The 16388-nt window shown below is 68.6% G+C and carries 18 protein-coding genes; all 18 read left to right on the top strand.

Features of this window, described 5'->3' with window-relative positions:
• Positions 1–8: 8 nt before the first annotated feature.
• Positions 9–1085, top strand: coding sequence for an NAD(P)-dependent alcohol dehydrogenase (locus tag G3I17_RS30375; RefSeq protein WP_343238465.1), 1077 nt, complete (start codon positions 9–11; stop codon positions 1083–1085).
• 404 nt (positions 1086–1489) lie between these two features.
• On the top strand, positions 1490–2467 hold the full coding sequence (locus G3I17_RS30370) for an AvrD family protein (RefSeq protein WP_164601057.1): 978 nt from the start codon (positions 1490–1492) through the stop codon (positions 2465–2467).
• Entirely contained in the window at positions 2467–3510 is a 1044-nt protein-coding gene (locus tag G3I17_RS30365; protein ID WP_164601056.1) for a beta-ketoacyl-ACP synthase III, read from the top strand. The genes G3I17_RS30370 and G3I17_RS30365 overlap by 1 nt, the downstream gene beginning before the upstream one ends.
• A gap of 11 nt (positions 3511–3521) precedes the next feature.
• The gene (locus G3I17_RS30360; protein WP_164601055.1) at positions 3522–3767 is read left to right on the top strand and encodes a phosphopantetheine-binding protein; all 246 of its coding nucleotides are present in this window, start codon (positions 3522–3524) and stop codon (positions 3765–3767) included.
• Positions 3768–3882: 115 nt separating this feature from the next.
• Positions 3883–4737 (top strand): helix-turn-helix transcriptional regulator, encoded by an 855-nt coding sequence (locus G3I17_RS30355; RefSeq protein WP_164601053.1) that lies wholly within the window; start codon positions 3883–3885, stop codon positions 4735–4737.
• Positions 4734–5522: an MBL fold metallo-hydrolase gene (locus G3I17_RS30350; RefSeq protein WP_164601052.1), complete on the top strand. Its 789-nt coding sequence runs from the start codon at positions 4734–4736 to the stop codon at positions 5520–5522. Before G3I17_RS30355 ends, G3I17_RS30350 begins: the two co-directional genes overlap by 4 nt.
• Positions 5523–5591: 69 nt before the next feature.
• Positions 5592–7049, top strand: a complete 1458-nt coding sequence (locus tag G3I17_RS30345) for an MFS transporter (protein WP_164601051.1) — start codon at positions 5592–5594, stop codon at positions 7047–7049.
• Positions 7046–7954: an AvrD family protein gene (locus G3I17_RS30340; RefSeq protein ID WP_164601050.1), complete on the top strand. Its 909-nt coding sequence runs from the start codon at positions 7046–7048 to the stop codon at positions 7952–7954. The genes G3I17_RS30345 and G3I17_RS30340 overlap by 4 nt, the downstream gene beginning before the upstream one ends.
• Before the next feature lie 23 nt (positions 7955–7977).
• Positions 7978–8667, top strand: coding sequence for an AAA family ATPase (locus G3I17_RS30335; RefSeq protein WP_164601049.1), 690 nt, complete (start codon positions 7978–7980; stop codon positions 8665–8667).
• A 69-nt stretch (positions 8668–8736) separates the two neighbouring features.
• Complete coding sequence (locus G3I17_RS30330; protein ID WP_164601048.1) at positions 8737–9465, top strand: HAD-IB family phosphatase; 729 nt, start codon at positions 8737–8739, stop codon at positions 9463–9465.
• Positions 9462–10025, top strand: a complete 564-nt coding sequence (locus G3I17_RS30325; RefSeq protein ID WP_164601047.1) for an AAA family ATPase — start codon at positions 9462–9464, stop codon at positions 10023–10025. The genes G3I17_RS30330 and G3I17_RS30325 overlap by 4 nt, the downstream gene beginning before the upstream one ends.
• A gap of 62 nt (positions 10026–10087) precedes the next feature.
• Positions 10088–10213: a hypothetical protein gene (locus G3I17_RS41805; protein ID WP_275402584.1), complete on the top strand. Its 126-nt coding sequence runs from the start codon at positions 10088–10090 to the stop codon at positions 10211–10213.
• Between the two features lie 89 nt (positions 10214–10302).
• The gene (locus G3I17_RS30320; RefSeq protein WP_164601046.1) at positions 10303–10746 is read left to right on the top strand and encodes a hypothetical protein; all 444 of its coding nucleotides are present in this window, start codon (positions 10303–10305) and stop codon (positions 10744–10746) included.
• A gap of 21 nt (positions 10747–10767) precedes the next feature.
• Positions 10768–12204 (top strand): adenylosuccinate lyase, encoded by a 1437-nt coding sequence (gene purB, locus G3I17_RS30315; protein WP_343238464.1) that lies wholly within the window; start codon positions 10768–10770, stop codon positions 12202–12204.
• Positions 12205–12207: 3 nt separating this feature from the next.
• Entirely contained in the window at positions 12208–12564 is a 357-nt protein-coding gene (locus tag G3I17_RS30310; protein WP_164601044.1) for a hypothetical protein, read from the top strand.
• Positions 12564–12962, top strand: a complete 399-nt coding sequence (locus G3I17_RS30305) for a hypothetical protein (RefSeq protein WP_164601043.1) — start codon at positions 12564–12566, stop codon at positions 12960–12962. Before G3I17_RS30310 ends, G3I17_RS30305 begins: the two co-directional genes overlap by 1 nt.
• A gap of 77 nt (positions 12963–13039) precedes the next feature.
• Positions 13040–14272, top strand: coding sequence for a bifunctional glycosyltransferase family 2/GtrA family protein (locus tag G3I17_RS30300; protein WP_164601042.1), 1233 nt, complete (start codon positions 13040–13042; stop codon positions 14270–14272).
• Positions 14272–16329 (top strand): glycosyltransferase family 39 protein, encoded by a 2058-nt coding sequence (locus tag G3I17_RS30295; RefSeq protein WP_164601041.1) that lies wholly within the window; start codon positions 14272–14274, stop codon positions 16327–16329. The genes G3I17_RS30300 and G3I17_RS30295 overlap by 1 nt, the downstream gene beginning before the upstream one ends.
• Positions 16330–16388 lie beyond the last annotated feature (59 nt).

The following is a 16388-nucleotide window of genomic DNA, read 5'->3' as shown; positions in this document are numbered from 1 at the left end:
TTAGTAAGATGAGGCTCGGGGGAAGGGGCAACGCGATGGCGCACGGTTGGGAAGGCACTCTGTCGACCACGGGGGAGGACGGGGTGCGAGGGCGGATGCGGGCGGACGGCAAGATGCGCGCGGTCGTGCGGGACAGCTACGGCGCGGCGGACGTACTGCGGGTGGCCGAGATCGCCCGACCCGCGCCGGCGGCGGGCGAGGTGCTGGTGCAGGTCGAGGCGGCAGGGCTCGATCGGGGCGCCTGGCACCTAATGACCGGCAAGCCGTACCTGCTCCGGCTGGTCTTCGGCGTGCGCCGGCCCAGGAATCCGGTACTCGGCCGCGAGCTAGCGGGTCGCGTGGTCGGCGTCGGCGAAGGGGTGACCAAGTTCGCCGAGGGCGACGAGGTGTTCGGGATCGGCGAGGGCACCTTCGCGGAGTACGCCGTGGCGCGGGTCGGCAAGCTGGCTACGAAGCCGGCCAGCCTCAGCTTCGCGCAGGCCGCGGCCTGCGGCATCTCCGGTACTACCGCACTGCAGGCGTTGCGTGACGGCGGCCGGATCCAGGCGGGTCAGAAGGTGCTGATCACTGGAGCGTCCGGAGGTGTCGGCAGCTTCGCGGTCCAACTGGCCAAGGCCTTCGGCGCCGAGGTCACCGGCACGGCCAGTACTGCGAAGCTCGGGCTGGTCAAGTCGCTCGGCGCCGACCATGTCCTCGACTACACCAACGAGGACTTCGCCGACGGCACCGTCCACTACGACCTGATCATCGATCTGGCCGGGAACCCGACGCTGAAGCGGCTGCGCCGGGCACTCACAAAGACCGGGACCGCCGTCATCGCGGGGGGCGAGGGCGGCGGTCCCATAGCAGGTGGAACGGATCGGCAGCTGAGGGCGCGGCTGCTGTCACCCTTCGTCCGGCAACGGATGACCAGCCTGCTCGCGCGGGAGACGGCGACCGACCTCGAGGTGCTGAAGGAGCTGATCGAGGCCGGCCAGGTGGTGCCGAGTATCGACAGCATCGTGCCGCTGACGGGGGCTCCCCAGGCCCTCTGTGACCTCGAAGACGGGTTGGTCGGCGGCAAGATCACGGTCACTGTCTCCTGATGTGGACGACGAGGCCCCCGGCGAACACTCGCCGGGGGCCTCGTCTATTGCCGCAAAGTGCACTTTGCGGGTCGGGCGTGTTACCGATCGCAATTGGGTGGAAATCTCCCGGCTGTATGCAGCGCTTGACCCAGACTCCGTGATCAACCCTGGTCAATCGTCCAGGAAATACCACGGAAAATCAGCCGGCATTGCGCTGGTGATTGACGGTGCGTAGCCGAATTGTAAATTCTGCAAAACTCCTCGGGCTGGCTGCCGCGATGCTCTACAGTCGCTGCTGAGCAGTTCGAGCCCGCCGCCCCGTTGACTCGAAAGGCCTTCCGGAGGCATTGTTTCGGCCCCGGTTAAACAGTTGTATTAATCATCAGAATGCGGGGTCATTGATCCGTGGGGGATTGATCTGAATGACTATGAACACTGTCCTTCCCGCTGTCGAGGATATTCTCGGACCAGCGGCCCAACGTTTCTTCGGCCGGGGATTCCGCCGGGTCGGCTATGACTTGGCCGAGGTCCGGGCCGGTTGCGCCGACGACGTCCCGTGGGCCTCGGCCACCGTGGATGTCAGCTATCCGAGCGACTGGTCGAGGAAGGCCGTCGGGACCGATCTGCGGCCGCACTTCAGCACCATCGACGCCCTGGTCCTCGGCGCCCAGCTGGCCGAGCTCTGTCTGCTCGGGCCCGGGCAGGACCCGGCGATCCTCACCCAGGGCCGGCTGCGCAAGGTCCGGATCACGGCCGGCGGTAAGCCACAGGAAGACCTCGTCGGCCTCAAGGCGACCGCCCGGCGGAAAAGCGTCAAGGCCGAAGCGGGCCAGGAGGTCTCGGTGATCGACTCCGCGATCGGCGCGATGCGAGTGCTGTCCGAGGTGATCCATCCGGCCGCGCTCGCCCCGCCGACGCCGGGGGAGTGGCCCGCCCAGGACCTCGGCGCCCCCGAGGACCGGTACTACGGCGCCGGGTTCAAGGCTCGCGGACAGCGGATCCGCGACCTCGAAGTACAGGATCAGACCAGAGCCACGGCGGTGCTGGAGTTGTCCAGCGACGGTCCGGCGGCGTCGGGTGGTCTGGAGGCGGCCTATCAGCCGTCGGCTTCGATGGTCGACGCCTTTGTCACCGCGCTGCAAATGGCGCAGGTGATGATGTACGACCTCGACGGCGTGCCGCGGCAGCACAGCGACACGTTGTGGATGCGGCAGACGACGATGACTCTCGCCGAGGCCAAGGAAACTTGGGGTTCGGACCTCCCGGTCACCACCGAGCTCGCCGATCCGGCCTTGCTGCAGATGGGCGACGACACCTGGCGCACCTTCACCGTGCTCGCCGACGTGGCCGGGATCAACGTCCGGTCGGCGGTCACCCACCGACTACCGCGGAGCTCGTGATGCGCGCCGCGGTCATCTGTGGCCTCGGTGGCAGCGTGCCGCCGCGCGTCGTCACCAACGACGAACTGGCCCAGCGCCTCGACACCTCGGACGACTGGATCCGCACCAGAACCGGTATCAGCCGCCGTCACGTCGTCGATCCCGGTACTACGACCAGCCACCTGGCCGCCGAGGCCGGGTTGCGGGCCATGAAGAGCTCGGGCCAGAGCACCGTCGACCTGGTCGTCCTGGCCACGACGACCCCGGACCGCGTCTGCCCGGGAACGGCTCCGACCGTCGCCGCGCGGATGGGGCTGACCGACGTACCGGCGTACGACGTGTCCGCGGTGTGCTCCGGTTTCGTCTATGCCCTGCAGGCGGGGGCCGGTGCGATCGCGGCCGGGTTCGCCGACCGGGTGCTGGTGATCGGTGCCGAATCGTTCAGCACGATCCTGGCGCCCGACGACCGGACGACGTCGGTGATCTTCGGCGACGGCGCAGGCGCGGTCGTCCTGCGGGCCGGTGAACCGGGCGAGCTCGGGGCGATCCAGCACTTCGATCTGGGCAGCGACGGCAGCATGGCCGACCTGATCACGATCCGCGGCGGCGGCGCCGAGCAGCGGTCGAGCGGGTCGCAGCTGCTGAAGGAGGACACCTACTTCCGGATGGACGGCAAGTCGGTCTTCTTCGCCGCCGTCCGCCGGATGGCCGACTCGTCCCGGGCCGTGCTGGCCAAGACGGGCTGGCAGATCGAGGACGTCGACCGGCTGGTCGCCCACCAGGCGAACGTGCGGATCATCCGCGCCGTCGCCGAGCAGCTCGGGCTGCCACCGGAGAAGGCGCTGATGAACATCGAACGCGTCGGCAACACGTCGGCCGCGTCCATCCCGCTGGCGCTGGTCGACGGGTTCGCGTGCGGCTCGCTGAAGGCCGGCGACCGCGTCCTGCTGACCGCATTCGGCGGCGGCGCGACCTGGGGATCGGCGTCGCTGAGCTGGCCCGCATTGTCACCCGAACTGACCCTTCCGATCGAAAACGCAGTACCACTACTCACCGCCCATTGAGGAGAAATCTGATGTCTGCTGATGTGACCGCGAAAATCATCGAGATTCTGATCACCAAGTACGACGTACCGGCCGACGAAGTGTCCGAGTCGACCATTTTCGAAGACATCGCGATCGACTCACTCGCCTTGCTCGAGCTGGCGCTGATGCTGGAGAAGCAGCTCGGCGTCCTGATCGCCGAGGGTGTGCTCGGCGGCCACCAGACGATCGCGCAGGCCGGCGCGGCGGTCGGTGCCTTGCTGGCGCAGGCCGCCTAGCGGCGCTGTCAGCAGCCGGTGATGAGATGTTCGCGGATCGTGTTTGGCCGGAACCGGTTACGTGAGATCATCGCCTTTCAGAACGGTCCGATGGCTGGGGGGACAGGAGCCGCACATGACCGCAGTTGACGCTGCCGCCGCTGCCCGGGGGCACAGTTCTGATCGCTATCGCCGATCCGAGCTGGCCGGCTTCCTCCGGGCCCGCCGCGAAGGGCTCACCCCTGACGAGGTCGGTCTCCCGCACGAGACCCGCCGGCGCCGCACGCCGGGACTGCGCCGCGAAGAGGTCGCGGTCCTGGCGAACGTCGGCGTCACTTGGTATACGTGGATGGAGCAGGCGCGCGACATCTCGGTGTCCGCCGAGATCCTCGCCTCGGTGGCGAAGGTGCTGCGCCTGACCGACGCCGAACGCGACTACCTGTTCGACCTGGCCGGGCAGGAGCGCCCGTCCGACTCGACGCCCGAGGGCCCCGAGTCGGTGCACGTGCGCGAGTTGCTGGACAGCATCGCCGACCGCCCGGCGTACTGCGTCGATCGGTACTGGACGGTCCTGGCCAGCAACCGGCTGGGCGAGGTGGTGTTCGGCGCCCGGGCCGGCGAGAACTGCCTGGAGCGGTTCTTCGTCGACGAGGAGGTCGCCGAGCGGTATCCGTTCCGCGAGGCGACCGCGAAGATGCTCATCTCGCAGTTCCGCGAGCAGGCCGCGCGGTTCGCGGGCGACCCCGAGTTCGGCGCGATGGTGGATCGGCTGGCGGCCCAGTCGCCGGTCTTCGAGCACCTCTGGAAGTCTTATGTGGTGGGCGTTGCGCCGCACCTCGACCTCGTCTTCGACCACCCGGAGGTGGGCCGGATGAGCTTCTCGGCAAATGTCCTGCGACCCGTCGTCGACGACGACCGCCGGATCTTCGTCTACCACCCGAAGCCGCACACGCCGACCGCGTCCGCGTTGGCCTCGTTGGCAGCCGAGTGACCGCCCGCGAACGGTGGGCCGCCTCGGCGGTCCACCGGACCATCACGCTCGGCGACGCCGAGATCAGCTACCTGCCCGACGGCCGCGTGGAGCTTGCTCCGCAAGGGTGGTTCACCCTTCCCGACCTCGTCGCCTTCGACTCCGTACCCGAGCTGCTCACCCCGTCGGGCTACCTGACCGGATCCATCGGCTCGCTGCTGATCCGTACGCCGGACTGGGTCGTGCTGATCGACGCGGGCTACGGGCCGCGCAAGCTGTCCCGCGAGCAGTCGCATCCCTCCCTGGGCGAGCTCACCGGCGGCGGCCTGGCCGACCATACGGAAGCCTTCGCCGACGTGGACGCGGTCCTGTTCACCCACCTGCACGACGACCACACCGGCTGGGCGATGGCCGGCTGGCCCGGCACGAGCCTGACCGAGCGGCCGCATCTGGCCGGCGTGCTCGAGGCCCCGTCGAGCTTCCATGGGGTGTCCGACGGCGAGCAGATCTTCCCCGGCCTGACGGCACTGGCCTCGCCGGGGCACACCCGCGGCCACACGTCGTACCTGATCGATCGGGGCGGCGAGCAACTGCTGGTCTTCGGCGACGCGATGCACAGCCCGATCCAGGTCGCGCGTCCAGAGCTCAACTCCTGTTTCGAGGCCGACCCGTCCAGCTCGGTGAAGTCCCGCGCGCAAACGCTCGAATACCTGAGCCAGCCCGGCGTTGTGGGCGCAGGCGTGCACTTCGCCGACGTGGTGTTCGGTACGACGGCAGACAATGCCTGGCACCCGCTCGACGGTTAGCCAGGTAGTACGCAGTACCCCCATGAGGACGCTCTGGATGGGATCACGCCGAAACGTCAACCTGATCCCATGACCACCGAAACCCTCACCGGCCGGCAGCGGCTGATCATGTGCCTGCTGCTCGGTGCCCAGTTCATGTTCGCCCTGGACTTCTCGATCGTCACGGTCGCCCTGCCGGTGATCGGCGACGACCTGGACATGACGCCTGCCGAGCTCTCCTGGATCGTCACCCTGTTCGCCCTCTCGGCGGCCGGCCTGATGCTGCTGATGGGCCGCATCGGCGACTACTACGGCCGTAAGCGGATGTTCCTGATCGGGATGGCGCTGCTGACCGTCGGATCGGCCATCGGCGGCTTCGCGAACGAGCCGAACCTGGTCTATCTCGCCCGCATCCTGCAGGGCGTCGCGACGGCTGTCACCGCCCCGGCTGCCCTCGCGCTGCTGACCACCTCGTTCCCGGAAGGCCCGCTGCGCAACAAGGCGCTCGGCCTCAACGGCGCGCTGCTGTCCCTCGGCTTCGCCGTCGGCGCGGTCCTCGGTGGAGTGCTCACCGAGCTGCTGGGCTGGCGCTTCACCTTCTTCCTGAACGTTCCCGTCGGCCTGCTCGTCCTGGTCCTCGCCCCGGCGCTGATCAAGGAATCCTCCGAGCCCATCCGGCAGAAGCTCGACCTCCCTGGCGCCGTCACCATCTCGCTGGCCCTGCTCTCCCTGGTGCTCGGCTTCTCGCGCGCCGAGGCGGAGGGCTGGGGTTCACCCCAGGTCTGGGTCCTGCTCGTGGCCGCCGCCGTGCTGCTCGGCTTCTTCTGGCTGATCGAGTCGCGCTCCCCGCACCCGCTCGCCGCGGTCGCCGTGCTCAAGCGGCCATCCGTTGCCCTCGGCAACCTTGGTGGCCTGCTCACCTTCTCGATGGAGAGCGGCAAGGTCTTCCTGCTGACCATCTACCTGCAGCGGGTGCTCGACAGCTCGGCCTTCCTGACCGGGATCGCCTTCGCGGTCCTCGGCGCCGGCGCCTTCACCGGTGGCATGGTCGCCGCCAAGATCATCAACCGGATCGGCGCCCGCAACACCCTCGTCTTCGGACTGTTGTTGCAGGGGGCGACTGCTGCCACCTTCGTGCTGCTCGGCCACTCGTTCGCGGCCGGCTACGTCCACATCCTGGTGGCGACGGCTCTTGGCGGCTTCGGGCACGTCCTCGCCATCGTCTCCTACACCGTGGCCGTGACCTCGGGCCTCCCGGACAGCGAGCAGGGCCTGGCCGGTGGGCTGAGCGCCATGACCCAGCAGGTCGCCTTCACCCTCGGTACGCCGATCCTCGCCGCGATCGCCATCACGGCCGGAGCGACCGCGGGTGCCACCACCGACGGGATCCTGAGCGGAGTGAAGACCGGCCTGCTGGTCGACGCCCTCGCACTGGCGGTCGTCGCCGGCTTGATCGCCGTTCTCTACAAGGTCCCCCGTACCACTGCCAGCACCACCCCCGAGGCTGAAGAGACCGTCCAGGTTGCCGAGGCCGAGGTCGCTGGATGACAAATACCGCGCAGTTGCCGACGGACCACTGGCAGTCCATCGACGATGCGCTCGGCCCCGCGGCCGGCCGGTACTTCGGAACGGGCTACAAGAACACCGGGCCGATCATCGGCCAGGTACAGGTCCGTCACGACGCGCAGGCCTCGAGGCTGGCCGGTCACGGCTCCGTGACCGGGGACAAACTCAGTACTACGGACGCCGTCGCGTTGGTCACCGAGGCCCTGGTGGGCCTGGTGGCCGCGCGGTACAGCCCCCAGGCGGCCGGCCAGACCCGGATGATCGCACTCGATCTGCGGGCCTCGGCCAAGCCGCTCGGGGCGGCGCTCGACGACTTCCCGGTGCACGCCAGGTTGTCGGACGAGCCCGGCGGCAACCTGTCCATCAAGGCCTCGGTCGGCAACATCACGGCGGTCGGCCAGGTCGTCCGGCCGACCGGGGCCGGCAGCTTCGCCGACGTCGACTCGGCCGAACGCTTGCCGTCGCTGTTCGGTGTCGGGGAGGAAGCGCCCTACCAGGGCCACACGGTGGCACTCACGGGCGTCAGCTCACGTAGTACCACTGAAGCGGAAGCGGCCTTCGAGGTTGTGCACGACCGGGCCGGTGCTGACGAGGTCTGCTTCATCGACGCGTTCGTCGGCGCGGTCCAGCTGGGCCAGTTGCTGCTGGGCCGGCTGGACGATCTGGTCGGCGCCGGCTGTTTGTGGACGCGCCGGACCTCGTTCCGGGCCTACCGCCCGTTGCTCACCGCACAGCGTTCGCTTCTGCACACCAGGCTGGGCCGGTCCCGAATCGTCCGGCTCGAAGGAAGTCCCTGGCGCTGCGCCGACATCGTCGCCGGCGTCGGGGATGCCATGACTGTCACCTGTTCCGTCGGTCACCGCCTACCCGATCACCATCGGGTCTGACCACTCACACTGGAGAACACCTCATGCGACTAGCAGTCTCCGGAACGTACTCGACCGGCAAGACCATCACCACGATGGCCCTGGCCCACTACACCGGCATCACCCGCAGCGCGGCCAAGACGATGCGGGAGCTGCTGCCCATCTCGGTGCCGGGCAAGACGCTCGAGCAGTGCACGGGGTCGGAGATCCTGATGCTGATCACCCGCCGCAACACCGAGCGCGCGGTGAACGAGTCGCATCTGGGCGACAGCTTCATCTCCGACGGATCGTCCATCCACGAATGGATCTACGGCACCGTCCGGGTCATCGTCGGCGTCAACCCGACCGCGAACACGACGATGGAGAACGTCGAGCGCACCGACGAGATCCGGTACTTCGAAGACGTGATCGAGAAGCTCGGGGTGCCGGCCAAGCAGCATGCCAAGGCGAACTACGACGCCTTCGTCCGGCTGCCGATCGAGTTCCCGATGGTCGCCGACGGCCACCGGCCGGTGAACGAGCGGTTCCGCCTGCTGGCCGACGAGATGATCCAGGCCGAGGTGGACAAGCTCGGCATCCCGACCTTCACGGCCGGCGGCACGGTCGAGGAGCGGCTGGTCTCGATCACCGGCCACTACGGCCTGCCCACGGCGCTGTCAGTCGACGAGGCGGTGGCCCGGGCGAAGGAGGAGTACGCGCTGATCGACACCCGCTCCGAGCTCGAACGCGTCTGATCCCTCAGCTGAAGCGGCTCCGGCGCCCCACCAGGGCGCCGGAGCCCTGACTACGAAAGGAGTTCTCCTGTGGCCACCCGTCCCGCTCCAGACGGTCTCGATGCCATCCCCACGACCGGTCGGTCGGCCCGCCCCCGGCTGGTGATCGCCGATGCCGACGGGACGCTGCTCCGGATCAACTCGCTCTTCTCGCTGCTCCGCTTCGACGCCCGCCGCCGCAACATCCGCGAGCGCGGCGAGAGCTTCCTGGCCGATCTGCGGGCCCATCGCGAGCGCGGCGCTCCCCGCGAGTTCACCAACCGGCGCTACTTCACCTGGTGGCAGGACCGGCCGGTCGACGAGGTCGCGAACCTCGCCGCCGAGTGGTCGAACTCGACGCTGGGCCCGCGAACCTTCTTCCATTCCGGGGTGATCGCGCACGTGGCCAGGCATGTCGCCGCCGGACGTGACCTGGTGGTCCTCTCGGCGTCGTTCCGGCCGGCCCTCGAACCGATCGTGCGGCGCTTCCCGCAGGCCGAGCTGATCTGTACCGAGCCGACGATCCGCGACGGCCTCTACACCGGTGAGGTCGACCTCCCACTCGTCGGCGAGGCCAAACGGCAAGCGGTCATCGACCTGCTCTGCCGCCGCAACGCGGATCTGGCGGACTCGATCGGGTACGGCGACCATCACTCCGACGCGCCCTTCATGGCCCTGCTGGGCTCGCGCGTCGTGATCGGTAGCCGGTTCGACGACATCGGCTGGGCCCAGCGCGAGCTCGGCTCGTTCGAGCTGCTGGACCCGGGCGGCAGCGAGTGAGGCTCGCCCTGGTCGGCGCGCACGGCGCCGGCAAGACCACGCTGGCCAACGCGCTCGCGGCGCAGACCGGGATCAGCCTCGTCCAGCTCAGCCCGATGCGTGATCCGCGCCCGGGTCAGCGCAAGGAGCTGGCCGACTGCTCGAGCGAGGAGATCTGCCAACTCGCAGTACGGCGGTCCTGGGAGCGGGTGCGTGGTGAGGCTCGGGCCGGCGCCTTCATCTCCGACGGCTCGGTTCTGCACGAGTGGGCCTACGTCCTGGCCCGCCTCGCCGACGGACGCGTGACCGAAGGAGAGGCCGACCCGGTACTCCGCGGCTTCGCCGAGGGGGTCGCCACCGACACCTGGACTACCCTGGCCGACCGGTACGACCTGATCGTCTGGGTGCCCGTGGAGTTCCCGCTGCCACTCGACGCGCCGATCACGACCGGCTTCCAGGCCGCCCTGGAGAGCTACCTGAACTCCTGGGTCACCGCGAGCGGAGTACCGGTCCTGACTGTTCGTGGCTCGCTGGCCGAGCGGGTCTCGACGGTCGCGTACTTCCTGCGAGAGGCCTCGTAGGAAGTTCGGTGGATTCCCAGGCAACGTTTTGGCTGGGCCATCGCGTGTAGATAGATATGCAGATGACGAGGGTTCTGGAAGAGATCGCCGCTGGTGACTCCGCCCTGGTCGAGCAGCCGCCCGCCCATGAAACCGAACCTGGGGCCCGCGAGCCGCTCGACCAGCATCTTCGGTGGCTCTGGCGGTAGGGGAACCGAGAGCACCGTGAAATCACGGTTGTCGCGGGCCTTGGCTCGCTGACCCCACCGGTCGGGCACGCTTGCTGGGGGGTGATCGGATGCCGAGGGGGCGACGGCTCGGAGTGCTTGTGCTGGTGCTGGGCGTGGTGGTGATCGCCGCGGCGCTGGCGGGTTGGCGGCTGTGGGGCGGGCGGTCGGAGTACGACGGGAACCTGATGATCTCGTCGGCCCGGGCGGCCCCCGGGGAGACGGTCGAGCTCACCTTCGTGGCGGGCTACGACCACACGAGCATGTTCATGCTGTACCGGATGGGCAGCTCGAAGCCCTCGTACTTCCTGTACTCCGCCAGTGACCGGGGCCGGGCCGAGCCCAGTTGGACGAGGGCCGAGGACGTGCCGGAAGGGGCGGGCTTCTCGGCGATCGGCCGGACGGATCCAGGGCCGGAACGGGTTGTCATCCCGCCGCCCGTGGCGGACGGCGAGTACTCGGTGTGCGCGGTGGCCAAGGTCATGTCCTGCGCCCTGCTAACCGTGGGGCGTTGAGTCTGGGCGACAATGGGGTACGTGCCGACCTCTAGCAAGCCCCGGATCCCGAACGTTCTCGCCGCGCGCTACGCCAGCCCGTCGATGGCTCAGCTGTGGTCGCCGGAGTACAAGATCGTGCTCGAGCGGCAGCTGTGGCTCGCGGTGCTGGGGGCGCAGAAGGAGTTCGGGGTCGCCGTCCCGGACGGGGTGATCGAGGACTACCGGGCCGTGATCGACCAGGTCGACCTGGAGTCGATCGCTGCGCGTGAGCGGGTCACCCGGCACGACGTGAAGGCGCGGATCGAGGAGTTCAACGCGCTCGCCGGGCACGAGCACGTGCACAAGGGCATGACGAGCCGGGACCTGACCGAGAACGTCGAGCAGCTGCAGATCCGGGCCGGCCTCCTGCTGGTTCGCGATCGCGCAGTCGCGACGGCGGTTCAGCTCGGGCAGAAGGCGGCCGACCACGCAGCGCTGGTGCTGACCGGGCGTTCACACAACGTCGCGGCCCAGGCGACCACGCTCGGCAAGCGGTTCGCCTCGGCGGCCGACGAGTTGCTGGCCGCGATCGCCCGGCTGGAGGACCTGATCGACCGCTACCCGCTGCGCGGCATCAAGGGCCCGGTGGGTACTTCGCAGGACATGCTCGACCTGTTCGGCGGCCAGGAGAAGCTGCTCGCCGGGCTGGAGTCGGAGGTCGCGCAGCACCTGGGCTTCCGGCGGGTGCTGACCAGCGTCGGCCAGGTGTACCCGCGCTCGCTCGACTATGACGTCGTCTCGGCGCTCGTCCAGCTCGCGGCCGGGCCGTCCAGCCTGGCGACGACGATCCGGCTGATGGCCGGGCACGAGCTCGTCACCGAGGGCTTCAAGGACGGCCAGGTCGGCTCCTCGGCGATGCCGCACAAGATGAACACCCGCTCCTGCGAGCGGGTCAACGGGCTGGCCGTCATCCTGCGCGGCTACGCCTCGATGACCGGCGAGCTGGCCGGCAACCAGTGGAACGAGGGCGACGTCTTCTGTTCCGTCGTACGCCGGGTCGCGCTGCCTGACGCGTTCTTCGCGCTGGACGGGTTGTTCGAGACGTTCCTGACCGTGCTGGACGAGTTCGGGGTGTACCCGGCCGTGGTGGCGCGGGAGCTGGAGCGGTACCTGCCGTTCCTGACCACCACGAAGGTACTGATGGCCGCGGTCAAGAACGGGGTCGGCCGGGAGACCGCGCACGAGGTGATCAAGGAGCACGCCGTCGCGATGGCGCTCGACCTGCGCAAGGGCACCTCGGACAACGACCTGTTCCACCGGCTCGGCGCGGACGGCCGGCTGGGCCTGACCGAGGAGCAGATCGTCGGCATCGTCGGTGAACCGCTGTCGTTCACGGGAGCGGCTGTCGCGCAGGTCAATGCAGTCGTCCTGAAGATCGACGAGCTGGCCAAGCGCTACCCCGAGGCCGCTGCCTATACGCCGGGTGACATCCTCTAGCTCGTGTACGAACCGCTCACCTGGGCTCTCGTGGCCCTGTCGCTGGCCGCGACGGTCTTCGCGCTGGTACTGGCGGGGCTGGACCGCCGGATCAACTGGTGGCTGCTCGGTCTGATCGGTGTGGTCGAGGTCGCCCTGCTGGGGCAGTTGGTGGTCGGGATCGTCCAGCTGGTGGGCACGGATCGTGACGTCTCCGGGCCGTTCTTCGTGGGCTACCTGATCGGGTCGCTGCTCATCCTGCCGATCGGTGCCCTGTGGGCCCTGGCCGAGAGCAGCCGTTGGGGCGCGGGCGCGCTGGCGATCGCGTGCGTCGTCATCCCGGTCCTCGAGTTGCGCCTGCACGATCTGTGGGTCGTCTGATGGCGGACGCGTCGGCGACCAGGCACGGGCCGGGCCGGATCCTGATCGCCGTCTACGGGCTCTTCGCTCTCTCGGCGACGGGGCGGGCCGCAGTACAGCTCGCCACTCAGTTCTCGGATGCGCCGATCGCCTACTTGCTGTCAGCCGTTGCCGCGGTCATCTACTGCGCCGCCACCTTCGCGTTGGCCAAGGCAACGATCGTCTCCCGCCAGGTGGCGACGGTCGCGATCATCATCGAACTCATCGGAGTCATCGGCATCGGCGCCTTCAGCTACGCCGTCCCCGGCGACTTCCCAGACGCCACAGTCTGGTCCCACTTCGGCCAGGGCTACGGCTACGTCCCCCTGGTCCTGCCCGTTCTCGGGCTGCTCTGGCTGCGTCGTACCGCCAGATCCTGACTCCCAGGAACAGACTCACAGGGAACTGCCAGGTGGACACAGGGAGTGGCTAAGGTTCACCGGACAGCATCGGGGGCATGCAGACATCAGGTCATCCTCGGGTCGAGATCGTCGTACCCGTTCGCAATGAGGAGTACGACCTCGGTCCCAATATTCGGCGGCTGCGCGCGTTTCTGGACAGTGCGTTCCCGTTCCCGGCCGAGGTCTGCATCGCCGACAACGGAAGTACCGATGCCACCTGGGAGATCGGGACGCTGCTGGCGACCGAGCTGCCCGGGGTCCGGATCGTCCGGATCGAGGAGCCCGGTCGCGGTCGTGCGCTGAAACAGGTCTGGTCGTCCAGCGAGGCCGAGGTCCTTGCCTACATGGACGTCGACCTCTCGACCAATCTCAACGCGCTGCTGCCGTTGGTGGCTCCGCTGCTGGCCGGCCACAGTGACGTGGCGATCGGGTCCCGGCTGGCGCGCGGTTCCCGGGTGGTCCGGCGGCCGAAGCGGGAGGCGATCTCGCGCGGCTACAACCTGTTGCTGCGGGCAACCTTGGGGACCCGGTTCTCGGATGCGCAGTGCGGGTTCAAGGCGATCCGGCGAGATGTCGCCGTCGAGCTGCTGCCGCTGGTACAGGACACCAGCTGGTTCTTCGACACCGAACTGCTGGTACTGGCCGAGCGCGCCGGATTGCGGATCCACGAGGTCCCGGTGGACTGGATCGACGACCTGGACTCCCGGGTCGCGATCGCCAAGACAGTCGTCGAGGACCTGCGCGGAATCGCCAGGCTGAGCAAGGATCTCGGCCGCAACCGGATCCCGCTGGAGCCCGTGCGCCAGGCGTTCGGCCGGCCGTCGATCGCCGATCCGCGGACCGCCCTGGCGGCTCGCGTCCTGCGCTTCGCCGGGGTCGGCGTGGTCAGCACGCTCGCCTACATCCTGATCTACCTGGCCTTGCGGCATGCGATGCCGGCCCAGGTCGCGAACCTGCTCGCGCTGCTGATCACCGCGGTCGGGAACACCGCGCTCAACCGCCGGGTCACGTTCGGCGTCCGCGGGGTGGAGAACCGGACCAAGCACCACCTGCGCGGCCTCGTCACCTTCGGCATCGGCTGGAGCCTGACCGCGTCGTCGCTGTGGTTGCTGCACGCGGCGGTCGCAGTACCGGCGCACGGTCTCGAGATCGTCGTCCTGACGGCCGCCAACCTGGCCGCGACGGTGGTCCGGTTCAGCCTCTTCCAGGCCTGGGTCTTCGACGACGAGGCCCCCACTCTCCCCACCTTTGAACCCCAGGCGGTTCTCGACAGCACCCGGAGCAACTGATGAGCACTCTGACCGAACCGACGACCGCGGCGCCACCGGGAGCCAAACGCGCCAGACCGGCCGCGCGCGTCACGGCGTACTCGATCAGCCGCGACAAGGTCCTGTACGGCGGACTGCTGGTGCTGACCGCGATCGCCTACTTGTGGGGCCTGTCCAAGAACGGCTATGCCAACGAGTACTACGCCGCAGCGGTGCAAGCCGGCTCGACGAGCTGGAAGGCCTGGTTCTTCGGGGCGTTCGACTCGTCGAGCTTCATCACCGTCGACAAGACGCCGGGCTCGCTGTGGGTGATGGGGCTGTCCGGGCGGATCTTCGGGTTCGGCGTGTGGAGCATGCTGATCCCGCAGGCGCTGATGGGCGTCGCCAGCGTCGGCTTCGTCTATGTGTCGGTACGGCGGTGGTTCTCGGCGAACGCGGCATTGCTCGCGGGGGCCGTGCTGGCGCTGACGCCGGTGGCCGTCTTGATGTTCCGGTTCAACAACCCTGACGCGTTGCTGATTCTGCTGCTGGTGATGGGCGCGTGGGCGGTCACCCGGGCGATCGACTCGGAGAAGTACGCCTGGCGGTGGATGGCACTGGCCGGCTACCTGGTCGGGTTCGGATTCCTGACGAAGATGCTGCAGGCGTTCTTGGTGCTGCCGGCGTTCGGGCTGGCCTATCTGATCGCGGGCAAGCCGGCGTTGGGGAAGCGGTTGGTGCACAGCCTGATCGCGCTCGGTGCGCTGATCGTCAGCGCCGGCTGGTGGATCGCGATCGTGGAGCTGGTGCCGGCGTCGGCCCGGCCGTGGATCGGTGGGTCGTCGACGAACAGCATTCTGGAGTTGACCCTTGGCTACAACGGGCTCGGGCGGTTGACCGGTAATGAGACCGGGTCTGTCGGCGGCGGCGTCGGGAACCCCGGCTGGGGTGGCGCGACCGGTCTGCAGCGGTTGTTCGGTGGTGAGTTCGGGAGTCAGATCGCCTGGCTGTTGCCCGCTGCGTTGCTCGCGACGGTCGTTCTGGTTGTTGCCGCGGGCAAGGCTGGGCGGACCGATCGGACGAGGGCCTTCGCCATCCTGTGGGGTGGCTGGCTGGTGGTGACCGGGCTGGTCTTCAGCTTCATGCAGGGGATCATCCACAGCTACTACATGATCGCGCTGGCGCCGGCCATCGGTGCGTTGATCGGTGCCGCGGCGATGGTGCTCTGGCGGCGGCGGACCGAGTGGTTGCCGCGGGCAACACTTGCCGGTGGCGCGTTGCTGACTGCCGGGTGGAGCTTCTCCTTGCTGAATGCGGCGCCGACCTGGATGCCGTGGCTGCGGTGGACGGTGCTGATCGTGGGCGTGGTGGCTGCCGGGTTGGTGCTGGTGCTACCTGAGTTGAAGCTGCATCGCACGGCGGTACGGCGTACCGGGTTGTTCGCGGCGACCTTGCTGGCGTTGACGGCGCTCGCCGGGCCGGCGGCGTACTCGGTGCAGACGATCAGCACGGAACACGCCGGCGCGATTCCGACCGCTGGACCCGCCAGTGCCGGCGGCCGGGGCGGCGGTCCTGGCGGTGGCGGCGGCGGCCGGATGGGTACGCCTCCCGGGCAGACCACCAATGGCGCACCTGGCACCACTACCGCTCCTGGCACTACTACCGCGCCTGGCACTACTGGGCAGGGCGCTCCGACCGGGCGCGCTCAGGGTGGCGGCGGAACGGGTGGATTCCTCGGCGGTGGCGGGATCAGCGGGGTGTCCAGTGACCTGGTCTCACTGCTGCAGCAGGGTGCGAAGGGCTACACGTGGGCGGCAGCGGCGGTCACCTCGAATGCCGCTGCTCCGTTGCAGATCGCTGCTGAGGTGCCGGTGATGTCGATCGGCGGCTTCAACGGGACCGATCCGGCGCCGTCGCTGACCGAGTTCCAGCAACTGGTCGCGCAGGGGAAGGTGCACTACTTCATCGGGAGTTCCGGCGGCGGCTTCGGCGGCGGACGCAGTGGTGGTACCTCGAGCGAGATCAGTACCTGGGTCACGCAGAACTACACGGCGCAGACCGTCGGCGGTACGACCGTCTACGACCTCTCCAGCAAATGACGTTCGAAACAGGAGCAAAGAAGATGTCAGAGCCAACCAACCCCACCCAGCCGGTCCCG

The organism is Streptomyces sp. SID13031 (assembly GCF_010548305.1).
Taxonomy (GTDB): domain Bacteria; phylum Actinomycetota; class Actinomycetes; order Propionibacteriales; family Kribbellaceae; genus Kribbella.
Note: the sequence above shows the minus strand (reverse complement) of the source record. Positions and strands in the feature narration are given on the sequence as shown.

Excerpts from the sequence above, each read along its gene's own strand:
- G3I17_RS30300 (WP_164601042.1), top strand. The coding sequence starts at position 13,040 with ATGCAGACATCAGGTCATCCTCGGGTCGAGATCGTCGTACCCGTTCGC.
- G3I17_RS30320 (WP_164601046.1), top strand. The coding sequence starts at position 10,303 with ATGCCGAGGGGGCGACGGCTCGGAGTGCTTGTGCTGGTGCTGGGCGTG.
- G3I17_RS30335 (WP_164601049.1), top strand. The coding sequence starts at position 7,978 with ATGCGACTAGCAGTCTCCGGAACGTACTCGACCGGCAAGACCATCACC.
- G3I17_RS30365 (WP_164601056.1), top strand. The coding sequence starts at position 2,467 with ATGCGCGCCGCGGTCATCTGTGGCCTCGGTGGCAGCGTGCCGCCGCGC.
- G3I17_RS30340 (WP_164601050.1), top strand. The coding sequence starts at position 7,046 with ATGACAAATACCGCGCAGTTGCCGACGGACCACTGGCAGTCCATCGAC.
- G3I17_RS30375 (WP_343238465.1), top strand. The coding sequence starts at position 9 with ATGAGGCTCGGGGGAAGGGGCAACGCGATGGCGCACGGTTGGGAAGGC.
- G3I17_RS30345 (WP_164601051.1), top strand. The coding sequence starts at position 5,592 with ATGACCACCGAAACCCTCACCGGCCGGCAGCGGCTGATCATGTGCCTG.
- G3I17_RS30355 (WP_164601053.1), top strand. The coding sequence starts at position 3,883 with ATGACCGCAGTTGACGCTGCCGCCGCTGCCCGGGGGCACAGTTCTGAT.
- G3I17_RS30295 (WP_164601041.1), top strand. The coding sequence starts at position 14,272 with ATGAGCACTCTGACCGAACCGACGACCGCGGCGCCACCGGGAGCCAAA.
- G3I17_RS41805 (WP_275402584.1), top strand. The coding sequence starts at position 10,088 with ATGACGAGGGTTCTGGAAGAGATCGCCGCTGGTGACTCCGCCCTGGTC.
- G3I17_RS30370 (WP_164601057.1), top strand. The coding sequence starts at position 1,490 with ATGACTATGAACACTGTCCTTCCCGCTGTCGAGGATATTCTCGGACCA.
- G3I17_RS30305 (WP_164601043.1), top strand. The coding sequence starts at position 12,564 with ATGGCGGACGCGTCGGCGACCAGGCACGGGCCGGGCCGGATCCTGATC.
- G3I17_RS30360 (WP_164601055.1), top strand. The coding sequence starts at position 3,522 with ATGTCTGCTGATGTGACCGCGAAAATCATCGAGATTCTGATCACCAAG.